The organism is Pseudoalteromonas sp. T1lg24, assembly GCF_002964745.1.
GTDB classification, from domain to species: Bacteria; Pseudomonadota; Gammaproteobacteria; order Enterobacterales; family Alteromonadaceae; genus Pseudoalteromonas; species Pseudoalteromonas spongiae.
Genome location: NZ_PQCB01000006.1, coordinates 382910 through 405412, shown reverse-complemented (window position 1 = coordinate 405412; position 22503 = coordinate 382910). Strand labels below are relative to the sequence as shown.

The window sequence follows — 22503 nt, the reverse complement described above, 5'->3', positions numbered from 1 at the left end:
ACTGTGTTGTTTTTCTCAGGCAGGAAATGACTGTTAATTAGCAAAAAAATAAGCGACCAATTGGTCGCTTATTACTGACAACAACTTAGGAAGCAATCTAAGTTATAAAGTTCGCAAGTAGGCTTTAGAAAGCATACTTAGCTGAAAGCTGTAAGCGGTTGATATCGCCATCAACACCACTTTCGGTTTCGCGCTCGCCTACTTTGTATTCAACACCAAAAGTAAGTTTTTTCTCAGGAGAATAAAGCAAGTTTGCACTGTAACTCATTGATGTTTTTGTTGGGTCACCAGTGATATTTAACAAGTTTTGGTTATTATCAGCACTAAAATATGACGCGAGGAAAGTTGAACGTAACTTTTCATTCCAGTGGTGTTGATAACCAACAAAGCCCGAAACTGAGTCAATTGCATCTAAATCATTGCCATCAAGCACTGCACCATGTGCGACGTTTAAACCAACGTAACGCCCTAAGCCACTACCTGCTGTGACCATGTACTTTAAATTATTTTTACCAAAGTTAACGCGACCTGACGCGCTCACACCAAATGATGATGTTGATGCGTCTGCACCGCCTGCTTTATAAGTAAGTTGTCTTGCAAGACCCGCAACAGTGAAGTGACCCCAATCGCCTTTAAAGGTATAACGAGCTGTGATATCTGGTAGGCTAGAGTCGTCGGTTTCGTTGCGCACACCACCCGCTGTGGTAATCGTACTTTCAGGGTTTTCTGCCGATACAGAAAAGCCGCCTGAAGTGTACTTAATCATTGCTTGACGCACGAACACAGTACCTTCAGCAGGGCCGACGAAATCAAGTGTTTCTGGTAATGCGCTAACGTTTTGGAAATTTGACCACGCTTGACCAAATAAGAAGCCATTGTACGTTACAAATGCTTGACGAATACGTGGCGCATAAGAATTTGAAACACGCTCATTACCACCTGGCGATGCAATAAAATCGAGCTCAATTTTGGTGTTAATTGATTCGCCGTTGTCTAATTTAGTTGATGTTGCCAAGTTAAAACGTGATTGACGTGCATGCATATCAAATACAGGATCTGTATCTGCGTCACCGCCCACCGGAGTGGTGCTTGGTACATAAAAATCACGACCAATGCTCGTGCCACCTACCGTACCAGCAGACCAATCACTCCACATTGCATCAAGCTTTACATAACCACCATATTTTACATCTGTAGACTCTAATACACCCGCTTGGGCTGAAGTACCGAACAATACTGCTAAAACGCTGAGCGCTGTTGTTGTTAGTTTATTGTTTTTCATAACTGTATCCCGATTAAGTTAACATCTTCACTGTTGGCTATGTTCAGATTTTGCTCAATTACCTATTGGTCTATACGACTAAGGTATAGCTAAACGGGCTTAAGCAGTGTGTTTATTCCATTAAAACCTATGGAACTAGTTGTATTTGTGAATAATTCGTTAAAAAATATAGTCGTAGATAGCGGTAAATCGCAAAATAAAAATTTAATATTATGAATAATAAAAGTAATTGAGATAGCAGTAATAATTGAAGTTGTTAAAAAGATGATCTTGATTAAGTACTCTCTATATTTAAATTAAGATGCTACTAAGGTCTAATTCTTTATACCACCTAGCTGAGTAATGCTTGAGGGTATTGGTCTAGGTTGCATTTAGGCGACTAGCAACAAAGTTAAGAAAGGGGCACTCATGTCACAAGAAATTTACCCAGTACCAGCGTCTGTTAAAGAAGCAGCGTTAATTGACGAAGCAAAATATAACGAACTATATCAATGGTCGATTGACGACCCAGAAGCATTTTGGGGTGAGCAAGGTAAGCGACTAGACTGGATTAAGCCGTATACCAAAGTTAAAAACACCTCATTTGATAAAGGCCATGTTGATATCCGTTGGTATGAAGATGGTCAACTGAATGTGTCTTATAACTGTATTGACCGTCACTTAAAAGATAAAGCCGATAAAGTTGCGCTTATCTGGGAAGGTGACAACCCTGAACATTCAGAAAACATTACTTATCAGCAACTTCATGATGAAGTGTGTAAGCTAGCGAATGGTTTACGTAAGCTAGGCGTGCAAAAGGGCGACCGCGTTGCGATTTATATGCCTATGACGCCACAAGCAATTTATGCAATGCAAGCGTGTGCTCGTATTGGTGCAGTGCATTCTGTTGTGTTTGGTGGTTTTTCTCCTTCAGCAATTGCAGACCGTATTCAAGATTCTGGTGCGAAAGTGGTGATCACATCTGACCAAGGTCGTCGCGGTGGTAATGCCGTTCCATTAAAAGCAAACGTTGATGAAGCATTAACGCAAGCTGGCGTTACAAGTGTTGAACACGTTGTTGTGCACCAGCTTACAGGTGGCGATGTTGCATGGAATGATGTAGACGTTTGGTGGCATGATTTAGTTGCTGACCAAGCAACAAACTGCGAACCAGAAGTAATGGATGCCGAAGACCCGTTATTTATCCTTTATACCTCAGGTTCAACAGGTCAACCTAAAGGCGTTGTGCATAGCACGGCAGGTTACTTAGTTTATACTTCGCTTACGCATCAATATGTTTTCGATTTACAAGAAGATGACGTTTTCTGGTGTAGCGCAGATGTGGGCTGGATCACGGGTCATAGTTACATTGCCTATGGGCCACTAGCGAATGGTTGTACTCAGGTTGTATTTGAAGGTGTACCAACTTATCCGTCATCAGGTCGTATGGGTGAAGTGGTTGATAAGCATAACGTTACCATTCTATATACTGCACCAACAGCTATTCGCGCGTTAATGGCGAAAGGCGATGAACCAACAGCTTCTTCTACGCGTGAATCACTGCGTATTTTAGGTTCAGTAGGTGAGCCAATTAACCCAGAAGCATGGGCTTGGTATTATGAAAATATCGGTAACAGCAGCTGTCCAATCGTTGATACATGGTGGCAAACTGAAACTGGCGGTATGATGATTACACCACTACCAGGCGCAACAGATTTAAAACCAGGCTCAGCATCACGTCCATTCTTTGGTATTTTACCTGCGCTTTTTGATGCCGAGGGTGAAACGTTACAAGGTGCAACAGAAGGTAATCTAGTTATTCTTGATAGCTGGCCGTCACAAGCACGTACTGTTTACGGTGACCATGAGCGCTTTGAACAAACTTATTTCTCAGCGTACCCAGGCGTTTACTTTACAGGTGATGGTTGTCGTCGTGATGAAGATGATTATTACTGGATCACAGGCCGCGTAGATGATGTACTGAATGTTTCAGGTCACCGTTTAGGTACCGCTGAGATTGAAAGCGCGTTAGTAGCGCACGAAGCGGTTGCTGAAGCGGCGGTTGTTGGTTTCCCACACGATATTAAAGGCCAAGGTATTTACGTTTACATTACACCGAATGATGGCGTAGCGGTAAGCGACGAATTAACCAAAGAAGTACGCAATTGGGTTCGTAAAGAGCTTAGTCCAATAGCAACACCAGATATGATCCAATGGTCACCTGGTTTACCAAAAACACGCTCAGGTAAGATTATGCGCCGTATTTTACGTAAGATCGCTGCAAATGAATACCAACAGCTAGGTGATACATCAACACTTGCCGATCCAAGTGTTGTAGAGGAGCTAATTGAAAACCGCCTAAACCGCTAAAAGGTTTGTGAATCAATTAAACTCACAGTAACATTAAGGCTGTTATCAGGGATAACAGCCTTTTTATTAGGAGTCATATATGAGCAAGTTTTTGATAGCGGATGATCACCCTTTGTTTCGCGAAGCACTTAAAGGGGCTTTAAATGGCAGTTTCGATGATTTAGAGATATTTGAATCGGAGAGCTTTGATACAACGCTGCAAGTACTAGAACAACAACAAGAGCTCGATTTATTATTACTAGACCTACACATGCCCGGTAGCGGCGATTTATATGGTCTAATTCGTATTCGTGAAGATTACCCCGATTTACCGATTGCCGTTGTTTCTGGCACCGAAGACATTCAAATCGTTTCAAAAGTAATGAGTTATGGTGCCCTTGGTTTTATTCCAAAATCATCATCTTCAGCACAAATTGCCGCTGCAATCGAAGAGATTCTAGATGGTGAAACCTGGTTGCCAGAATCAATGGCTGATAAAGTTGAAGAAGTGATTGAACAAGACGCAGAGCTTGCGCAGCAAATTGCATCACTCACACCGCAACAATACAAAGTGTTAAGCTATTTACACGAAGGCTTGTTAAACAAGCAAATTGCATACGAACTGAATATTTCAGAAGCTACAGTGAAAGCACATATCACAGCAATATTTAGAAAACTGGGTGTTTACAACCGCACGCAAGCGGTATTAATTGCCAGTAAGCTGCAGTTAGAGCCAGTTGACTCTAATTAGCACATTAAAATAATAAAAAACCGAGCAAATATGCTCGGTTTTTTCTTTCTAAAGTATCTGTAATTGCCACTAGTTTGATGTTAGGCGAATAAACTTCTCTGCTAACTCATCTAGAGATTCAACATGCTGTGGGTCTTTTTTAATACAGTCAATTGGACAAACGCTGACACACGTCGGTTGGTCGTAATGTCCAACACACTCGGTGCATTTTTCAGGATCAATTTGATAAATTTTATCACCCATGTAAATTGCCTGATTAGGGCATTCAGGGTCGCACATATCACAATTGATACACTTCGAATTTATCATCAATGCCATGATACTAGGCCTTTTTAAAAGGGTTACGCGTATCTTGGTCTGAATCTAAATTTCTTAATAGAATCGCTTTATCAAGTTCAATATCTTCCGGTAATGGAATTTTTACAATATGGCCAGAACCTTTAGCATCATCAATGCGTTCACCTTTCTTATTTTCCATATGATCTAAGGTAAACTGAATATTGCCTTGTGGCGTCATAAGTTCCATTGAATGGCCAGTACAGAACTTGTTCTTAACATCAATTTCAACCAAACCGTTGTTATGACGACCTAAAACTTCACCAACAAATTGCTGCTTGTCTGACACTGAGTGCCCATATTCATAGTTTTGGTATTCTTGGTGCACATGGCGCTTTAAAAAGCCCTCGGTGTAACCACGGTGCGCAAGGTTTTCTAAGGTGCGCATTAGGTTAGGATCAAATGGCTTGCCGGCAACAGCATCGTCAATAGCTTTACGGTAAACTTGTGCGGTACGCGCAACGTAATAAAACGACTTAGTACGACCTTCAATTTTTAAGCTGTGAACACCCATTTTGGTTAGCTGATCTACGTATTGCACTGCACGTAAATCTTTCGAGTTCATAATGTAAGTGCCATGTTCATCTTCAAACGCAGGCATGTATTCGCCAGGGCGGCCTTGTTCTTCCAACATAAACACTTCACTTGTTGGAGCGCCTTGGCCTAGCGTTGGGATCACTGAGCTCGGATCAATTTTATGCACAACATCACCGGTTTCGGTTTCTTTACCCGGTTTTACATCGTATTCCCAACGACATGCATTGGTACAGGTACCTTGATTTGGATCGCGCTTATTAATATAACCAGACAGCAAACAACGACCTGAGTACGCCATACATAATGCACCGTGAACAAATACTTCTAACTCGGTTTCAGGGCATAACTCACGAATTTGGCCAATTTCTTCAAGTGATAACTCACGCGATAAAATAACGCGCTCAACCCCTTGTTGGGCCCAAAATTTTACCGTTGCAAAGTTTACAGCATTAGCTTGAACAGAAAGGTGAATTGGCATATCTGGCCATTTTTCGCGTACCAGCATAATTAACCCAGGATCTGACATGATTAATGCATCGGGGCCCATTTCAATAACTGGTTCAATATCGCGCAAATAGGTATTAACTTTGGCATTATGCGGCGCAATATTTGATACCACGTAAAGCTTTTTACCTAAATCGTGTGCTTCATTGATCCCGAGCGCTAAGTTATCAAGGTCAAATTCATTATTACGCACGCGTAAACTATAGCGAGGTTGACCGGCATATACCGCATCAGAGCCATAGGCAAAGGCATAACGCATGTTCTTTAAGCTACCTGCAGGCGACAGTAATTCAGGTACAAAAGGTGTGTTCATTGACGTGTCCTCATACATCGAACTGGGTGCTGACCAGTTGCATGATTAAAAAAGCGGGCAATTGTAACGCACAGACAAATTGAGAATTTTGATATAGATCAAATTAGCCTAGGTGTTTTGTTTCGCTGTATTGAATGAGCGTTGAGGTGATTATGTTTGTATATTTTTCTTACTTTGTTGGAAAAGTAATCAGATTATTTTCGGTTTTAATAGGATTTTCACACAAATATGCGTATAATTCGCGGCCGTTAAAATCATTAATTATTTATGGAGCATAAAAGATGGCTTTAGAGCGTACTTTTTCTATCGTAAAACCTGATGCAGTTGCTAAAAACCACATCGGTGCTATCTACAACCGTTTCGAAACTGCTGGTCTTAAAATCGTTGCAGCTAAAATGGTTCACCTTTCAAAAGAAAAAGCTGAAGGTTTCTACGCTGAGCACAGCGAGCGTCCTTTCTTCGGTGCTTTAGTTGAGTTCATGACATCTGGTCCAGTAATGGTTACTGTTCTTGAAGGTGAGAACGCAGTACTTAAAAACCGTGAAATCATGGGTGCTACTAACCCTGCTGAAGCACTAGCTGGTACTTTACGTGCTGACTACGCAGACAGCATCGACGAGAACGCAGTACACGGTTCAGACGCTGTAGAATCAGCTGCTCGCGAAATCGCATACTTCTTCTCTGACGAAGAAATCTGTCCACGTACTCGTTAATTTTAACGACGTAGACAAACATGCATTGACTTAGGTTAATGCAGTAGAAAAGGGCTCTTTAGCCCTTTTCTTGTCATTTTGAACTAAAACAGTCTGTTTTAGTCACAGTGTCAACTTTGCTTTAAATTTACGGTACTTGGCTTAATGCGCCGGCTGTACAAATGTAAAAGTAAAGCAAAGTTGATATATCAGCTAATATAAAGTTGTATTACGTACTAGGGTCTGAGTTATGAGTGCTGCGGAAAAGAAAATTAATTTATTAGATTTAACCCGTGAAGGAATGCGAGAGTTATTTGTTTCATGGGGTGAAAAGCCGTTCCGTGGCGATCAGGTAATGAAATGGATGTACCATTTCGGCATTGATAACTTTGATGAAATGTCGAATATCAACAAAAAGCTAAAAGCCAAACTACACGCAGAATGCGAAATTAAAGCGCCTGAAATTTCAGTTAAGCAAGTGGCTTCAGATGGCACTATTAAGTACGCATTAGTGCTTGAAGGTGGTCAAGAAGTTGAAACAGTATGGATCCCTGAAAAAGACCGTGCAACATTATGTGTTTCATCACAGGTTGGTTGTGCACTTGAGTGTACTTTCTGTTCAACAGCGCAACAGGGCTTTAACCGTAATCTAAAAGTATCTGAAATCATTGGCCAAGTTTGGCGTGTCGCGAAAGATATTGGTTTACATGGCGATTCAACTAAGCGACCAGTTACCAACGTGGTAATGATGGGCATGGGTGAGCCATTGCTTAACCTCAACAATGTTGTTCCAGCAATGGAACTGATGATGGATGATTGGGCATTTGGTTTATCTAAGCGTCGTGTTACTTTAAGTACCTCAGGCGTTGTACCTGCACTGGATATCTTAAAAGAAAAAATCGACGTTGCATTAGCTATTTCACTTCACGCGCCGAATAACGAATTGCGTGACGTACTTGTACCAATCAACAAGAAGTACCCAATTGAAGAGTTCTTAGCTGCGTGTCGTCGCTATATTGACGGCTCTAAAGCAAACAAAGACATCACTATTGAGTACGTTATGCTACAAGGTGTGAATGACAGCACAGATCATGCACATGAGCTAGTTAAAGTGTTAAAAGGCACGCCATCAAAAATTAACTTGATTCCATTTAACCCATTCCCGGGCAATGAATACGGCCGTTCAAGTAACAGTCGTATTGACCGTTTCTCTAAAGTGTTACAAGCCGCTGGTTTAACTTGTATTGTACGTCGTACACGTGGTGATGATATCGATGCAGCATGTGGTCAGTTAGTGGGTGATGTTGTTGATCGTACTAAGCGTGTAATGAAGAAAAAGCAACTCGACGATAACAAAATTAGTGTCAATACGGTAAACCCGTAAAGGATCTAGAAAAAATAAGATGATCCCGAAGCTAATTCGGGTAGAATTGAGATAATTGTCAGAAAATGAGTATAACTATGCGTCGTTCAATATTAGTAGGTGTTGCGCTATTAGCAACAACAGGATGTGTAACCGAAAGTGTTTATGTTGGTAGTGATAAGCCAGTTGTCGAAAATCGAATTGATAACGATGAAGCGGCAAGAACACGCATTTCATTAGCATTAAAATACTTAGCTTCTGGCGATAGCACACAAGCAAAATATAACTTAGAGCGCGCCGCTAAATTTGCGCCTAAATTACCTGAAGTTCATTACACCACTGCGTATTATTATCAGCAAGTGGGTGAAAATGAACTTGCTAAAGAATCTTACTTACGCGCAATTGATATTGCGCCAGACGATCCAAATACACTAAATAACTATGGTGTATTTTTATGTGGTTTAGGTGAGTACGATGAAGCGTCAGAATACATTTTGCGTGCAATCGAAATTCCAAGCTATCTGCGCGTTTCGCAAAGTTATGAAAACTTAGCGTTATGTGCGATTGAGAATAACGAGTTTGATGAGGCGGAAGAATACCTTGAAGCTTCAGTAAAGCACAGTCCATCACGCGGTTCGTCACTGGTTAACTTATCTGCGATTTATTATGCCAAAAGCGATTTACATCGCGCACAAACATTTATGAATCGTTATGAAAAATCAGGCCGTATTTCTTCACGTTCGTTAATGTTGTCGTACTTAATTGAAAACCGTATGGGGCATATCGAAAAAGCCAACACATTGGCATTAACGCTACAGCAAACCTACAGTAATTCAATTGAAGCGCAACAGATCAAACTTAAGAAAACATCTGACAGTGAATTTGAGCGTCTACGTGAAAAATACCGCAAAAATGAGTTAAGCAAGCTTAAAAAAGAGCTTAACCCAGATGGTAAATCGGTTGTTGCTAAGCCAAAAGTAAAAGTGGTTAAACGTAAAGCACAACCAGAGCAAGCGGAAGTAACACCAAGCAAAGCCGAGATTGAACCACAAGTAAAAGTGGAAGTTGCTAAGCCAACTACACAAGTTGCAAAAAATGAAGTGGTTGTAGCGCAAGCCAAAGCACAGCAGCAAGCGCCGGTTACACAACGTATTCCACTTAAGCTGGTTGAAACGCCGTATCACATTATGAAAGGCGGTGAGAATCTGTTCTCGGTATCGGTTAAATACAATGTTAAATTAGCGAAGTTACTTGAATGGAATGGCTTAACCGAAAATGATCCGGTTTTTGCTGGCACAAAAATTTATCTTAATAATCCGAATATTTACCACTTGGTTAAAGATGGCGATACCTTATTTAGTATTTCTGTGAAGTACAATTTACGCATGAAGTCGCTTGCTGAGTGGAACGAGATTCAAGAGTCGGCAACATTAAGCCCAGGTAAAAAAATCTTGTTAGTAAATCCTAAAACTTACGCACTATGACCGAAGAAGTATTAGCTCAAGAACCAACAACAGGTTTAGGTGAGCAGTTAGCAACTGCTCGCGAGCAACACGCTGTTTCAATTGATGAAATGGCACATAAGTTAAAATTAACAGCAAAACAAATTTCAGCCATTGAATGTGACGATTACAGCCAGTTAGGGCCTGTCACTTTTGTAAAAGGCCACATTCGCAGTTACTGTCGCGAATTTAACCTAAACGAAGCGCAATTAATGTCGCAGTTTAGACACCAAAGGGAAGAAACCGAAAAGCGAATGCAAAGCTTTTCAAGACGTACGGAACGCGAAGCAAAAGATAACCGATTAATGCTTTTTAGTTACGCAATTATTGCACTTATTCTTGGTTCATCGTTGTTTATCTGGTGGCAAAATCGCGAACCAGCACCAACGGAAGCTGAGACAAGTAAGACGGTAGTTGAAACGCCAAGTCAAGAAAACAGTACTGTACCGGTTGTAACTGAGCGTAAAGCTGTAAACCAAATAAATCTTGCTGAAGTGTCTCAGTTAAGCAATGACGAACCTCAGCAAATAAGCAGTCAAGAACCTGAAATAACGTCAGTTGAGCAGCCAGAAGTAACTAAACCGGCGGTGGTTGAAAAGAAAAGAGATACTAAGAAAAACGTCAGTACTATTGTCATGACGTTTAAAGATGATAGCTGGGTCGAGATTTTTGATGCCGATGGCGAGCGTGTCGCATTTGGTGTTAAGAAAAAAGGCTATGTCATGACATTAGATGGTAAAGCGCCATTTAATGTGGTGCTGGGCAAGCACTATATTGTTGATGTTGAGTTTAATGGTGAGTTAGTTGATATGTCACATTTCCCTACTAATCGACTCGCCAAATTTAGCCTGCCGTTGAGTGAGTAATAAGTATGTTTTCAGAATCTCCGATAAAACGCCGCAAATCAAAACGCATTTATGTAGGTAATGTGCCAATTGGCGATGGCGCACCGATTGCCGTGCAGTCAATGACCAATACCGAAACTACCGATGTCGCGGCTACGGTTGCGCAAATCAATGCAATTCAAGCTGCAGGCGCGGATATTGTACGTGTTTCTGTGCCAACAATGGACGCGGCTGAAGCATTTAAAGAAATTAAACAGCAAGTTGATATTCCGCTGGTTGCGGACATTCACTTCGATTACCGTATTGCGCTAAAAGTTGCTGAATATGGTGCCGATTGTTTGCGTATTAACCCAGGTAATATCGGCAGTGAAGAGCGTATTCAAGCGGTTGTTGATGCTGCACGCGAAAAGAACATTCCTATTCGCATTGGCGTGAATGGTGGGTCGTTAGAGCGCGATATCCAAGAAAAATACGGTGAGCCAACACCTGAAGCATTGCTTGAATCAGCGATGCGCCATGTCAATATTCTAAAACGCTTAAACTTTGAAAACTTTAAAGTATCCGTAAAAGCGTCAGATGTATTTTTGGCGGTTGGTGCGTATCGATTGCTTGCGAAAGAAATTGAACAGCCGCTGCATTTGGGGATTACCGAGGCCGGTGGTTTTAGAGCAGGCTCAGTTAAATCTGCGGTTGGACTAGGCATGTTACTAGCCGAGGGCATTGGTGATACGTTACGAGTCTCACTTGCAGCCGACCCAGTACAAGAAATCAAAGTGGGTTTTGATATCTTAAAATCTTTGCGTATTCGCTCTCGCGGCATTAATTTTATTGCCTGCCCAAGCTGTTCACGTCAAGAATTTGATGTAGTAAGCACGATGAATCAGCTCGAAGAGCGTTTAGAAGACGTTATTGAACCTGTGACAGTTTCGGTTATTGGCTGTGTGGTAAATGGTCCGGGCGAAGCACTGGTGAGCGATTTAGGTTTAGCGGGCGCTAATAAGCGCTCTGGTTTGTACATCAATGGTGAGCGTCAAAAAACGCGTATTGATAATACTCAAATTGTTGACCAACTAGAAACGCAAATTCGCGATTACATCGCAAAAAAAGACACTGAACAACAAATAGACGTTAAGTTAGTTGAGTAAGTAGTCTCGTTGAGTATAATTGACAATCTTCTTTTTTCTGGGGCGATATTCGCCCCATGCATTTAATTAGCAATAGGGTAAAAGCAGCGTGACAAAACAAATCCAAGCAGTTCGCGGCATGAATGATTGTGTACCGGGTGATACTCAGGTATGGCAAAAAGTTGAAAGCATTTTACGCGAAACAGTTGCATCGTATGGTTATCAGGAAATTCGTTTTCCAATTGTTGAATCAACTGATTTGTTTAAACGCTCAATTGGCGAAGTTACCGATATCGTTGAAAAGGAAATGTACACCTTTGAAGATCGCAATGGTGACAGCCTAACATTACGCCCTGAAGGTACTGCGGTATGTGTGCGTGCAGGTAACCAAAATGGTTTACTGTATAATCAAGAACAGCGCCTTTGGTATATGGGCCCAATGTTCCGCCACGAAAGACCTCAAAAAGGTCGCTACCGTCAGTTTCATCAGTTTGGCTTAGAAGTTTTTGGCTTTGAAACTGCGGACATCGATGCAGAAGTAATTATTTTGACTGCACGTTTATGGAAGGCATTTGGTATTAGTGACTACGTTCGATTAGAGCTTAACTCACTTGGCTCAAATGAAGCGCGCGCGCAATATCGTGATGCACTTGTTGCTTACCTTGAGCAAAATATTGATGCATTAGACGAAGATTCAAAACGTCGTATGCACTCAAATCCATTACGTTACTCGACAGTAAAAACCCAGACGTGCAAGCAGTTTTAGTTGATGCACCAAAGCTATCTGAACACTTAGACCCAGAGTCACAACAGCATTTTGCAAATTTATGTGAACGTTTAGATGCTGCTGGCATCGAATATCAGGTTAATGAAAAACTGGTACGTGGTTTAGATTACTACAACCGCACTGTATTTGAATGGGTTACTGAAAGTTTAGGTGCACAGGGTACAGTGTGCGCTGGCGGTCGTTACGATGGCTTAGTTGAACAACTAGGCGGTAAAGCGACACCTGCAGTGGGTTTTGCAATGGGCATGGAACGTTTAGTGCTGATGTTGCAAGAGCTTAACTGTGTTGGCGAAATTCGTCGCACCAGTGATGTTTATATTGCGGCAATGGGTGATGCAGCAAGCATTCAAGCCCCTGTTATTGCCGAGAAGTTACGTGAAAAAGTGCCAGGAATACGCATTACAGTGCATGCCGGTGGCGGTAACTTCAAGAAACAATTAAAACGCGCAGATAAAAGCGATGCTGTATACGCACTGATTATCGGTGACAGTGAACTTGAAAATAATCAAGTGACTGTAAAACACTTACGCGAGCATCAAGAACAACAAACACTAAATTTAGATCAAGCAGCCGAGTTGCTAACAGGCTTGGTATAAGAGGTTAGAATGGAAGTTTATTCAACAGAAGAACAACAAGCAGAAGCAATAAAACGATTTTTCCGTGAAAATGGCACATCTCTGATTGCCGGTGTAGTGCTAGGTTTAGGTGGTTTATATGGCTGGAAAGCATATAACCAATCACAAATTGATAGCGCTGAAGCAGCGTCGGATGCCTACACGCAATTAATCTCGACGGCAGGTCAAGAGAACTCTGACGTACTTGCAAAGTCAGACGCATTTTTAACTGAGTATAAAGATTCTAGCTATTCAGTATTAGCGGCGTTTGTAAGCGCGCGTGAAGCAGTTGATGCAAAAGACTATAGTGCAGCAAAAGAAAAGCTAGAGTGGATTGTAACAAATGCACCAAAAGCTGAGTTGAAAGCTATTGCTACAACACGTATTGCACGTATTGAACTTGCTGAAGGAAACTTTGACGCGGCACTTGCAAAACTAAACACAACGTTGCCAGAAGCGTTCAAAGCACAAGTAGAAGAGCTTAAAGGCGACATCTACCTTGCTAAAGACGATAAAGACAATGCACGTTTAGCATACCAAGCAGCACTTGATGCGGCAGGTGAAACGCAAAATCAGCTTCTTCAAGTTAAATTGGATAATCTAGCTGTTGCTCAGACGCTGTAGGTGATTTATGAAAAAAATTACCTTAGCAACCTTGTTGCTGTTAACACTTGGCTTAACTGGCTGTTCATCAAGTGATGATGAAGAAGACGAGTTAACACTGCCTGAAATCGTTAATCAGTTTGAAGCTGATAGCGTATGGCAAACTAGTGTCGGTTCTGGTGTTGAACATTATTTTTCGCGTCTTTCGCCGGTGGTTTACAAAGACACAGTATTTGTAGCGTCACGTCGTGGTGAAATCAAAGCAATTGATATTAACAGCGGCAAAGAACTTTGGCGCAGTGATGTACGTAAAAACCCTGCGTTTTGGCCATGGGAAGATGACGATAGCGCTAAGCTATCGGGTGGCTTAAGCGAAGCGTACGGCAAAATTTTTGTTGGTACAGAACGCGGTGAAGTGATTGCACTTGATCGTGAAACCGGTGAACTTGCTTGGCGCAAACAAGTGCCAGGCGAAGCACTTTCAGCACCTGCTGCAGGCGATGGCTTAATTTATGTGAATTTAGGTTCAGGTAAGTTAGTTGCACTGCATCCAGATGAAGGTGAACAGCGTTGGGTGTATGAGCATGAAGTGCCAGCACTTACATTACGTGGCATTAGCTCTCCGCAATCAGCAAACGGCGGCGTTATCTTTGGTGAAGAGAACGGTAAGCTGTCAGTAGTTATCGCAGAAAACGGCTTTTTAGCGTGGCAAGCTGACGTTGCAATTCCACAAGGTGCATCAGAGTTTGAACGTTTGGCGGATGTAGATACGCAGCCAGTTGTACAGGGCTCAACTGTTTATTCACTGGCGTATAACGGCAACTTAGTGGCTGTTGATATTCGTTCAGGTAATGTGCTTTGGAAGCGTGAATACAGTGGCTACCGCGATTTTACCGTTGATGGTCGCAATATCTATTTGGTAGATAGCCAAGGTTCTATCTATGCTTTAGATGCAAGCTCAGGTATTGAACGTTGGAGTCAACCAGCTTTAAATGGTTGGTTTTTGACGGGTCCAACAGTATTTGGCAACTATCTAGTAACGGGTGACCAAGAAGGTAACCTACACTGGTTAGATAAAGAAACCGGCGATCTTGTATCGCGCAGTGAATTCGATAGTTCAGGTTTCTACGTCGAGCCAATTACAGCGGGTGATAAACTAATTGTTATCACACGTGATGGTGAAGTGAGTTTAGTTAACTTACCACTAGCGAATTAATATTTATTGCCAAGTGTGACTTGGTAAATTAAAGGCTTCGTTACGGCTTGCTCTGGACGAAGCCTTTTGTTGTTTATTTAAGAGGTTGAATATGCTTCCTGTGATTGCCCTTGTGGGCCGTCCTAATGTTGGGAAATCAACATTGTTTAATCGCTTGACGCGAACGCGTGATGCACTTGTGGCAGACTTTCCAGGTCTGACACGCGATCGTAAATATGGTCAGGCGAGTTATGAAGATTACGAGTTCATTTTAGTGGATACTGGCGGTATCGACGGGTCTGAGCAGGGCATTGAATCTGAAATGGCTGAGCAATCGCTGTTAGCGATTGAAGAGGCCGATATTGTAATGTTTTTAGTAGATGCCAGAGCGGGCTTAACCGCATCTGATATTGGCATTGCAGATCACTTACGTAAACAGCAAAAGAAAGTATTTGTTGTTGCCAACAAGATTGATGGTATTGATGCGGATTCAAACTGTGCTGAGTTTTACCAATTAGCACTTGGCGAAGTATATCAAATCGCTGCAGCTCATGGCCGTGGTATTACATCATTACTTGATACGGCACTACAGCCGGTAATTGCGGAATATGCTGAGGCGTATCGTGAAGCAAATCCGGAAGAGTTTGAAGATGACCTAGTTGATTCACTTTACGATGATGAAAACGAAGGTGAAGAAGTTGATGGTGAGCGTCCAGATAAACCGGTTAAGCTTGCGATCATTGGTCGTCCAAATGTGGGTAAATCGACTCTTACAAACCGTATTTTAGGTGAAGAGCGCGTTATTGTTTACGATATGCCAGGTACCACTCGTGACTCCGTGTATATTCCAATGACACGCAATGAAAAAGAGTACGTACTGATTGACACCGCAGGTGTGCGTAAACGTAAAAAAGTATCTGACGTTGTAGAAAAGTTCTCAGTAATTAAAACACTGAAAGCGATTGAAGATGCAAACGTTGTATTACTGGTAATTGATGCACGTGAAGGTATTAGTGATCAAGACTTAAGCTTATTAGGCTATACGCTTAACGCGGGTCGTTCATTAGTGATTGCGGTAAACAAGTGGGATGGCTTGGATACGGATGTAAAAGATCGCATTAAATCAGAGCTCGATCGTCGTTTAGGTTTTATTGATTTTGCGCGTATTCACTTTATCTCGGCGCTGCACGGTACTGGTGTTGGTCATTTATTTGAGTCAGTAGATGAAGCCTATGAATCGGCAACAAAACGTATCAGTACAGCGATGTTACGCCGTATTATGGATATGGCACAAGCTGATCACCAGCCACCGTTAGTGCGTGGTCGTCGTGTTAAGTTAAAATACGCGCACGCAGGGGGATACAACCCGCCAATTATCGTTATTCACGGTAACCAAGTTAAAGACTTACCTGATTCGTACAAGCGTTATATGATGAACTATTATCGTAAAGCGCTTAAGGTTATGGGTACGCCAATCAAGATTGAATTTAGAGAAGGTGATAACCCGTATGCAGGTCGCACTAATAAGATGACCTTGTCGCAGCAGCGACAGCGCAAACGTATTTCTAAAATGTATAGCAAAAAGCCTTAATTTTAGATTTGTTGAAAAAAGCACCGAATAGGTGCTTTTTTCGTATGTGATGATGGAAATAGCTGCAATTACCAGCAGTTATGTGCTAATAATTAGACAATAAGAATAATTAACCATCATGTCATAAATGGATTACTTAAAAACAGTTATCTACGTTGATAATGTTGAAGAAACGTTAGATTTCTACTTCCAAGCATTTGCCGTCAGCACGGCTCAGCTCGATGAAGACGGGCAATACGGCGAGCTGGACTTCCAAGGTGCGTGTATTGCCTTCGCGGCGCATCCCTTAGCGCAATCTCACTTTAAGCAGAGTTATATTCGCGCACAACCAAAACAACCGGCACTTGGTTTTGAGTTAGTCTTAAAGGTTGATGACATTAATTTAGCATTTGCAAAAGCGGTAGATGCAGGCGCAGAACCACTTTCTGCACCGCATGAAATGGAAGGTAAAAACTTGGCGTATGTACGTTCTATTGAAGGTACGCTCATTGCGCTAAGCGAATAAGCTTTGCTTCATAAACTGCCAAGTTTCTTCAGAATTTATAATGCGACCGTGACCAAGCTTATTAACAGCTTTTAAGTTGATATGGCTGTGCTGACTTGCTTGCTGGTTGGTTAGTTCAAACTTAGCAAATCGGTCTTTTTGGTCGTGAATAATATGAATGGGGTGGACGTGATCTGCAACGTGTAATTCAGGCAAAATCTCACCAAAACGCATATCGTGTTCATCTTCAACACTTTTTAGCACGCCACTAAATAAGTGTTGGTGAATGCCCGTATTCAAAATACGTTCTTCAAAAGAATCGTAAAAGCCAAAGGTAGGCGCAATTAAAAAGTGTGGTACATCTTTACTCACATTAAGCGCTGCAATTGTTCCCATAGAATGACTGACTATTGCTTTGGGCTGCTCAATGCTTGCCATTACTGATTTTAGCCCTTTGATAAAAAGCGGTAAATTGGCAAACTTACCATCGCTTTCACCATGACCGTAATGATCAAATGCCATCGCTTTAAAACCACTTGCTGCTACTTTCTCCATAAGTGGTAGAAATTGACGGCTGCTACCAGACCAGCCATGGGTAAAAACAACAGCTGGACCTTCACCGATTGAGGTGAGGTGTAAGTCACCGTGCTCGGTTGATAGTTTTTGTTGCGTAAACTGGGCTGACAAAGTTGTTCTTTTGCGATTTTTTACTGGTGTTAACAGTAATTTTCTTGTTTGATTAAAGGCAAACTTTGGAGCAATTTTAAGCGCGGTAGTCGATGCCGCTTTAATCAAATAATAGGCAAGCGGCTTTCTTTTTGCCGATGATGAAAAATAGATTTTACTGCTCATACAGATTCCTCTGCGCGATGGCGCTCAATTAATTGGTTTAGGGCTGTTTTAAAGCGGCTATGCTCAGCGTCTTCAACACCTAGCCACGACATGCTTTGGCTGCCCAAATAAAGTGCGTAGAGTTCAAACACAAATTGCTCTGCGCTTACGTCTTGTTTGAATTGCCCGGCACTTATCACTTGCGTAACTTTGTGAGTTAAATAGTCAAGCCAATTTGCAAGATCTTGCTTAACTTGATCGTGTATAGCGCCTGGTTGGTCATCAAATTCCACTGCCGCGGAGATAAAAATGCAGGTCTTTGCTTGGTTTTCATACCAATCTAGCCAGTTATCACACAAGCAAAGTAATTGCCCAAGAGGATCAAGCTCGCGGTTGATTGGCTGAATAACCGTGCTTTGAAAAAGTTCATTAGCGAATGTTAGTACATTCAATTGCAGCGTTTCTTTTGATTTAAAATGCGAAAACAAGCCCGATTTGGACATGCCTGTGGCAACTGCAAGGCCGCCAATAGTGAGGTTGTCTAAGCTTGACTGGGTAGCAATTTTTAACGCGGTTGCGAGGATCTGCTGTTTTGTTTCTTGACCTTTACTCATAAAAGTACGCTCGTGCTATTATTGGTGTGATAATAGCACGAGCGTGCTAAAAGTAAATGTTTCAATTAGCTGTTCACGAACACCGCATTTAACTCAATGTTGCCTATACTGTGTGTAATGTAATGTGAGAGTTCACTATGCTAACCCCCGATTTACCAGCCAATGAAAATACAAGAATTAAAACCCTGCAAAACTTAAATGTGCTCGATACAGCTCCAGAGCAAAGGCTTGATAGAGTTACGCAAATTGCCGCTAAAATGTTTAACGTGCCTATTGCGTTGGTATCATTAGTTGATAAAGAGCGACAGTGGTTTAAGTCTTGTGTTGGTTTAACGGCAAGTGAAACAGCGCGTGATATTTCCTTTTGCGGTCATGCGATTTTAAGTAAGCAAGCATTGGTTGTAACAGATACTTTAGCGGATGAGCGTTTTGCAGATAACCCGTTGGTACAGGGCGAACCAAATATTCGCTTTTATGCGGGGATCCCTCTTGAACATGAAAATGGATGCCGTTTGGGTACCTTGTGCATTATTGATAGCAAACCACGTAGTTTTAATACCGACGATATTACCTTGTTAAAAGAGCTTGCGGTGCTTGTAGAACTTGAATTAGTAAATAAATTACCAAATACCACTGACCCTGTAACAGGGTTATCAAACAAAGCCGGTTTTAAGTTATTAGCGCCGATTAGTTTAAAGGTGTGCCAAAAGTTAAATCTTAAAGTTTCGGTAGTGTATTTGTTTATGAAAGGGCTGCTTAGTTATCGTCATGATCGCCAGAAGTATAGAACTATTTTAAATACGACAGCTGAACTTTATAAAACCACATTTAGAGCGACTGATATAATTGCGCATTACGATGAAAATGGGTTTGTTGCGCTAGTAAGCAATGCGGACAAACATAATACGCAAGAGCTACTTGATTGTTTGATTACGCAAATGAATGACGTTGATTTTGAAGTGCACCATGATAGCCCTATTGAGTTGATAACGGGTGTCATCGACAGCTCACCATTTTGTGATATTGATGAGCTGATCTTTAACGCCTTTATTAAGCTACATGAGCAAGGCGAGGGGCTTTAGAAACAGGATGCGACAATAAGCTGCTTAATCATCTCTTGGCTTGGTTTTATTTTTTCCATCGCTAAAAATTCATCGGGTTGATGGGCTTGTTGTATTGAGCCTGGGCCCATTACGATTGTTTCACAACCGAGTTGTTGTAAAAAAGGCGCTTCGGTGCAATAGTTTACTGCTTGTGCTTTTTCACCTGACAGTTTTTCAGCAAGTTTTACTAAACTGCTATCGGTGCTGCCTGAAAACGCGGGAATAGGTTCGTGCAAATCATGTACCGCCACCGCGTTTGGATATTGGTCATTTATCGGTGCTACCGCCTGCAACAGCATTGCTTGAAGTTCTGGAATACTAATACCGGGAATTGGGCGCATATCAATATGTAGCTCACAACATCCACAAATGCGGTTGGCATTGTCACCACCATGGATGTGTCCAAGGTTTAAAGTTGGGTAGGGTATTTTAAAATCTGATAATGAATATTTATTCTTTATGTCTTCTTTTAGTTTTAATAGCTGGCTAATCACAAGCTGCATGACTTCTATCGCGTTTAAACCCGCATCAGGATCAGAGCTATGACCTGCTTTACCTGTTACACGAATAGCTGTCGACATATGTCCTTTATGAGTATAAACAGGCACCATGTCGGTAGGTTCACCTATAATACAACGAGCTGGCTTTAGTTTATTCTGTTTGGCGATTTCAATTGCGCCAGCCATTGTAGTTTCTTCATCTGCGGTCGCTAAAATTGTAATAGGCTGTTTTAGATTAGTGAGTCCAGTATCGTTATCTATTTCTTGTAATGCATTTAAAACAAAAGCAAAAAAGCCTTTCATATCGATACTGCCTAAGCCATAAAACTTATTGTCTTGTTCGCTTAATTTGAACGGGTCGAACTGCCAACGACTATCGTCAAATGGCACTGTGTCTGTATGTCCTGCCAGCATTAAACCGCCTTCACCTGTACCTAGCTTTGCCGCTAAATTGTATTTTCCGGGATTATTATCAAGTTCCGTAATTTCGACTGCAAAGCCTAGTGACTCACACCAACTTGCCAATAAATTGATGACTTCGCGGTTACTCATGTCGAGTGATGGCACCGTTGCGCTAATCGACGGTGCGGCAATAAGTGCACCATACATATCAAGAAAGTGTAATTGCGACATGATTACCTCAAAATATTTAATAAATAATTATGCAAAAAAGTTGAATATAAATTTACATTGGTTTATTCTGCATTTCAATTCATTATTTTGAAATAATTAGTACCGAGACTAACAGCATGCAGAACTCAATTTTACGACGATAACACTTTTTGAAAACTTGTCTTTATACCCTTAATAGTTTTTTGGAAAAAATATGAATATCGTTATCGTTGGTGCAAGCGGTTACTCAGGTGCTGAGCTTGCCAAATTAATCTCTCTACATAACTCGCTAAAGTTAGTGGGTATGTATGTGTCTGAAAATAGCCTAGATAAAGGTAAATCGCTTGCTAGTCTTTACCCCGAACTAAATGGCATTGTTGTAGGTGAATTAGCGCCGTTAAATAGTGAGGCATTTTCAGTAATCGAACAAAATGCCGATGCCATTTGCCTATGCACTGAACATTCAGTCAGTGTCGAACTTGCACCTCAGTTTTTAGCAATGGGCAAAAGAGTATTTGATTTATCTGGAGGCTTTCGTCTGTCATCAAATGATGACTATGAAACCTATTATGGCTTTAAACACACTAGCCCTGAGCTATTAGAACAAGCCGTTTATGGTCTTGTTGAATGGCAAAAAGATCAAATCAAAAGTGCACAGCTAGTAGCAGTACCTGGTTGTTACCCAACCGCTGCGCTAAATGCCCTCAAACCATTAAAACAAGCTGGCTTACTTACTGATGATACTGTGATTATCAATGCGGTTTCTGGTGTTACTGGCGCTGGGCGTAAAGCCAATGTGGCAACGCATTTTTGCGAAGTGAGCCTAAAACCTTACGGTTTGTTTAATCATAGACATGGCCCTGAAATTGAAAAATACCTTGACCACAAGGTGTTGTTCACACCGCATTTAGGTAATTTTAAGCGCGGTATTCTTGAAACTATCTATGTCAAAGTAAAACCAGGCACGACTGCAAAGCAAATAGCTGAGTCATATCAGGTGCTTGCTGATGAGCCTTTAATTCGCTTACTTGGCGATGTTATTCCATCAATTAAAGGTGTTGAGAACACGCCGTTTGTTGATATTGGTTGGCAGTTACAGGGTGAACAACTCATAGTTATTTCTGCGATTGATAATTTACTTAAAGGCGCGTCAGGCCAAGCATTGCAATGTATTAATTTAACTTTAGGACTGCCTGCTCATAGTGGCTTTCAAGGAGTGAATCATGGCTAATTGGGTAATTAAGCTAGGTGGCGCGGTATTAAATAATATTGACGCTGCAAAAGCGTTAATTGATGTGCTGCATCAAAAGCCTGAAGACAAATTTATTCTAGTTCATGGCGGTGGCTCATTAGTAGATAGCTGGTTAAGCGATGCGGGCTTTGTTACGTCAAAGCACCTTGGCCTGCGTATTAGTCCGCGTGAACAAATGCCTTACATTGTTGGTGCGCTTGCGGGCTGTGCAAATAAGCAATTAATGGGCGCGGCAATTAGTAATGGTTTTAAGCCTGTTGGTTTAAGTCTTTATGAAGCAGGTCTTGTTAGTGAACAAAAGCTAAAAGCCCTTGGCCAAGTCGGTACCTGCATTGAAAACGATGCCAGTATTCTTAAATCGCTGCTAAATGCGGGATGTTTTCCGATCGTGAGCTCAATTGGTTTTGACTTAGAAGGCAATTGGTACAACGTCAACGCCGATGAAGCAGCTGCTAGTATCGCTCAATTGCTTGATGCGGAACTTGTTTTTATGACAGATGTAGAAGCAGTATTAGATCACAAGCTTAATCCATTACATCAGTTATCAAGTGCTGATATCAGCACATTAATCGAAGAGGGAGTCATTAAAGGCGGCATGCAGGTAAAAGTAAATACCAGCTTGCAAGCTGCTCAACATTTACGACGTGGCGTGTATATCTCGAGCTGGCAAAAGCCAGATAACTTAATCGCACTGCTCAATGGTGAGCATGTGGGAACCAAGATTACGCCATAGGAAAAAC

20 protein-coding genes and 1 pseudogene are annotated in these 22503 nt (G+C 41.6%); 15 read left to right on the top strand and 6 right to left on the bottom strand.

Going from position 1 to position 22503, the window contains the following annotated elements; all coding sequences use genetic code 11:
• Nucleotides 1–124: 124 nt before the first annotated feature.
• A complete protein-coding gene (locus C2M30_RS04900) occupies nt 125–1282 on the bottom strand; it encodes a DcaP family trimeric outer membrane transporter (protein ID WP_010560888.1) in 1158 nt (385 codons plus the stop codon).
• Nucleotides 1283–1690: 408 nt separating this feature from the next.
• Between C2M30_RS04900 and acs the strand changes: the two genes are divergently transcribed.
• The gene (gene acs / locus C2M30_RS04895) at nt 1691–3631 is read left to right on the top strand and encodes an acetate--CoA ligase (RefSeq protein ID WP_105170859.1); all 1941 of its coding nucleotides are present in this window, start codon (nt 1691–1693) and stop codon (nt 3629–3631) included.
• Between the two features lie 79 nt (nt 3632–3710).
• The gene (locus C2M30_RS04890) at nt 3711–4361 is read left to right on the top strand and encodes a response regulator transcription factor (RefSeq protein ID WP_010560886.1); all 651 of its coding nucleotides are present in this window, start codon (nt 3711–3713) and stop codon (nt 4359–4361) included.
• 69 nt (nt 4362–4430) lie between these two features.
• Here C2M30_RS04890 and C2M30_RS04885 read toward each other — a convergent pair whose 3' ends face one another.
• Nucleotides 4431–4679, bottom strand: coding sequence for a YfhL family 4Fe-4S dicluster ferredoxin (locus C2M30_RS04885; protein ID WP_054979682.1), 249 nt, complete (start codon nt 4677–4679; stop codon nt 4431–4433).
• A gap of 4 nt (nt 4680–4683) precedes the next feature.
• A complete protein-coding gene (trhP, locus tag C2M30_RS04880) occupies nt 4684–6051 on the bottom strand; it encodes a prephenate-dependent tRNA uridine(34) hydroxylase TrhP (protein ID WP_010560884.1) in 1368 nt (455 codons plus the stop codon).
• A 281-nt stretch (nt 6052–6332) separates the two neighbouring features.
• Between trhP and ndk the strand changes: the two genes are divergently transcribed.
• From ndk to C2M30_RS04830, 10 genes and pseudogenes are all read left to right on the top strand, one after another.
• Nucleotides 6333–6764 (top strand): nucleoside-diphosphate kinase, encoded by a 432-nt coding sequence (ndk, locus tag C2M30_RS04875; RefSeq protein WP_010560883.1) that lies wholly within the window; start codon nt 6333–6335, stop codon nt 6762–6764.
• 229 nt (nt 6765–6993) lie between these two features.
• Nucleotides 6994–8127, top strand: coding sequence for a bifunctional tRNA (adenosine(37)-C2)-methyltransferase TrmG/ribosomal RNA large subunit methyltransferase RlmN (locus C2M30_RS04870; protein ID WP_010560882.1), 1134 nt, complete (start codon nt 6994–6996; stop codon nt 8125–8127).
• A 77-nt stretch (nt 8128–8204) separates the two neighbouring features.
• Nucleotides 8205–9590 carry a type IV pilus biogenesis/stability protein PilW gene (gene pilW, locus C2M30_RS04865; RefSeq protein WP_105171150.1) on the top strand — a complete coding sequence of 462 codons (1386 nt, stop codon included), beginning with the start codon at nt 8205–8207 and terminating at the stop codon, nt 9588–9590.
• The gene (locus tag C2M30_RS04860) at nt 9587–10474 is read left to right on the top strand and encodes a RodZ domain-containing protein (RefSeq protein WP_105170858.1); all 888 of its coding nucleotides are present in this window, start codon (nt 9587–9589) and stop codon (nt 10472–10474) included. The genes pilW and C2M30_RS04860 overlap by 4 nt, the downstream gene beginning before the upstream one ends.
• A gap of 5 nt (nt 10475–10479) precedes the next feature.
• Nucleotides 10480–11598 (top strand): flavodoxin-dependent (E)-4-hydroxy-3-methylbut-2-enyl-diphosphate synthase, encoded by a 1119-nt coding sequence (gene ispG / locus C2M30_RS04855; protein WP_105170857.1) that lies wholly within the window; start codon nt 10480–10482, stop codon nt 11596–11598.
• Between the two features lie 88 nt (nt 11599–11686).
• Nucleotides 11687–12960: pseudogene (hisS, locus tag C2M30_RS04850) on the top strand (histidine--tRNA ligase).
• Nucleotides 12961–12969: 9 nt separating this feature from the next.
• Nucleotides 12970–13602 (top strand): YfgM family protein, encoded by a 633-nt coding sequence (locus C2M30_RS04845; RefSeq protein ID WP_100912817.1) that lies wholly within the window; start codon nt 12970–12972, stop codon nt 13600–13602.
• 7 nt (nt 13603–13609) lie between these two features.
• Entirely contained in the window at nt 13610–14797 is a 1188-nt protein-coding gene (gene bamB, locus C2M30_RS04840; RefSeq protein ID WP_100912818.1) for an outer membrane protein assembly factor BamB, read from the top strand.
• A 91-nt stretch (nt 14798–14888) separates the two neighbouring features.
• Nucleotides 14889–16367, top strand: coding sequence for a ribosome biogenesis GTPase Der (der, locus tag C2M30_RS04835; RefSeq protein ID WP_100912819.1), 1479 nt, complete (start codon nt 14889–14891; stop codon nt 16365–16367).
• 127 nt (nt 16368–16494) lie between these two features.
• On the top strand, nt 16495–16872 hold the full coding sequence (locus C2M30_RS04830) for a VOC family protein (RefSeq protein WP_010560874.1): 378 nt from the start codon (nt 16495–16497) through the stop codon (nt 16870–16872).
• On the opposite strand, the gene C2M30_RS04825 is transcribed toward C2M30_RS04830, so the two are convergent.
• Together C2M30_RS04825 and C2M30_RS04820 are read right to left on the bottom strand one after the other, a co-directional pair.
• Nucleotides 16861–17703, bottom strand: a complete 843-nt coding sequence (locus C2M30_RS04825; protein WP_105170856.1) for an alpha/beta fold hydrolase — start codon at nt 17701–17703, stop codon at nt 16861–16863. The genes C2M30_RS04830 and C2M30_RS04825 overlap by 12 nt on opposite strands.
• The gene (locus C2M30_RS04820) at nt 17700–18296 is read right to left on the bottom strand and encodes a TetR/AcrR family transcriptional regulator (protein ID WP_105170855.1); all 597 of its coding nucleotides are present in this window, start codon (nt 18294–18296) and stop codon (nt 17700–17702) included. The genes C2M30_RS04825 and C2M30_RS04820 overlap by 4 nt, the downstream gene beginning before the upstream one ends.
• Before the next feature lie 137 nt (nt 18297–18433).
• Between C2M30_RS04820 and C2M30_RS04815 the strand changes: the two genes are divergently transcribed.
• Nucleotides 18434–19378: a GAF domain-containing protein gene (locus C2M30_RS04815; protein ID WP_105170854.1), complete on the top strand. Its 945-nt coding sequence runs from the start codon at nt 18434–18436 to the stop codon at nt 19376–19378.
• Here the strand turns inward: C2M30_RS04815 and argE are convergent.
• Nucleotides 19375–20532 (bottom strand): acetylornithine deacetylase, encoded by a 1158-nt coding sequence (argE, locus tag C2M30_RS04810; protein WP_105170853.1) that lies wholly within the window; start codon nt 20530–20532, stop codon nt 19375–19377. The two genes, C2M30_RS04815 and argE, sit on opposite strands and share 4 nt — an antisense overlap.
• Nucleotides 20533–20725: 193 nt before the next feature.
• On the opposite strand from argE, the gene argC reads away from it, so the two are divergent.
• Together argC and argB are read left to right on the top strand one after the other, a co-directional pair.
• A complete protein-coding gene (argC, locus tag C2M30_RS04805; protein ID WP_105170852.1) occupies nt 20726–21742 on the top strand; it encodes an N-acetyl-gamma-glutamyl-phosphate reductase in 1017 nt (338 codons plus the stop codon).
• Nucleotides 21735–22496 (top strand): acetylglutamate kinase, encoded by a 762-nt coding sequence (gene argB / locus C2M30_RS04800; protein WP_105170851.1) that lies wholly within the window; start codon nt 21735–21737, stop codon nt 22494–22496. The genes argC and argB overlap by 8 nt, the downstream gene beginning before the upstream one ends.
• Nucleotides 22497–22503: the final 7 nt, after the last annotated feature.

Coding starts and splice junctions, on each gene's coding strand:
- C2M30_RS04890 (WP_010560886.1), top strand. CDS start 3,711: ATGAGCAAGTTTTTGATAGCGGATGATCACCCTTTGTTTCGCGAAGCA.
- acs (WP_105170859.1), top strand. CDS start 1,691: ATGTCACAAGAAATTTACCCAGTACCAGCGTCTGTTAAAGAAGCAGCG.
- argC (WP_105170852.1), top strand. CDS start 20,726: ATGAATATCGTTATCGTTGGTGCAAGCGGTTACTCAGGTGCTGAGCTT.
- C2M30_RS04900 (WP_010560888.1), bottom strand. CDS start 1,282: ATGAAAAACAATAAACTAACAACAACAGCGCTCAGCGTTTTAGCAGTA.
- C2M30_RS04860 (WP_105170858.1), top strand. CDS start 9,587: ATGACCGAAGAAGTATTAGCTCAAGAACCAACAACAGGTTTAGGTGAG.
- C2M30_RS04885 (WP_054979682.1), bottom strand. CDS start 4,679: ATGGCATTGATGATAAATTCGAAGTGTATCAATTGTGATATGTGCGAC.
- C2M30_RS04845 (WP_100912817.1), top strand. CDS start 12,970: ATGGAAGTTTATTCAACAGAAGAACAACAAGCAGAAGCAATAAAACGA.
- bamB (WP_100912818.1), top strand. CDS start 13,610: ATGAAAAAAATTACCTTAGCAACCTTGTTGCTGTTAACACTTGGCTTA.
- pilW (WP_105171150.1), top strand. CDS start 8,205: ATGCGTCGTTCAATATTAGTAGGTGTTGCGCTATTAGCAACAACAGGA.
- C2M30_RS04870 (WP_010560882.1), top strand. CDS start 6,994: ATGAGTGCTGCGGAAAAGAAAATTAATTTATTAGATTTAACCCGTGAA.
- ispG (WP_105170857.1), top strand. CDS start 10,480: ATGTTTTCAGAATCTCCGATAAAACGCCGCAAATCAAAACGCATTTAT.
- ndk (WP_010560883.1), top strand. CDS start 6,333: ATGGCTTTAGAGCGTACTTTTTCTATCGTAAAACCTGATGCAGTTGCT.
- C2M30_RS04825 (WP_105170856.1), bottom strand. CDS start 17,703: ATGAGCAGTAAAATCTATTTTTCATCATCGGCAAAAAGAAAGCCGCTT.
- C2M30_RS04830 (WP_010560874.1), top strand. CDS start 16,495: ATGGATTACTTAAAAACAGTTATCTACGTTGATAATGTTGAAGAAACG.
- der (WP_100912819.1), top strand. CDS start 14,889: ATGCTTCCTGTGATTGCCCTTGTGGGCCGTCCTAATGTTGGGAAATCA.
- argB (WP_105170851.1), top strand. CDS start 21,735: ATGGCTAATTGGGTAATTAAGCTAGGTGGCGCGGTATTAAATAATATT.
- C2M30_RS04820 (WP_105170855.1), bottom strand. CDS start 18,296: ATGAGTAAAGGTCAAGAAACAAAACAGCAGATCCTCGCAACCGCGTTA.
- C2M30_RS04815 (WP_105170854.1), top strand. CDS start 18,434: ATGCTAACCCCCGATTTACCAGCCAATGAAAATACAAGAATTAAAACC.
- trhP (WP_010560884.1), bottom strand. CDS start 6,051: ATGAACACACCTTTTGTACCTGAATTACTGTCGCCTGCAGGTAGCTTA.
- argE (WP_105170853.1), bottom strand. CDS start 20,532: ATGTCGCAATTACACTTTCTTGATATGTATGGTGCACTTATTGCCGCA.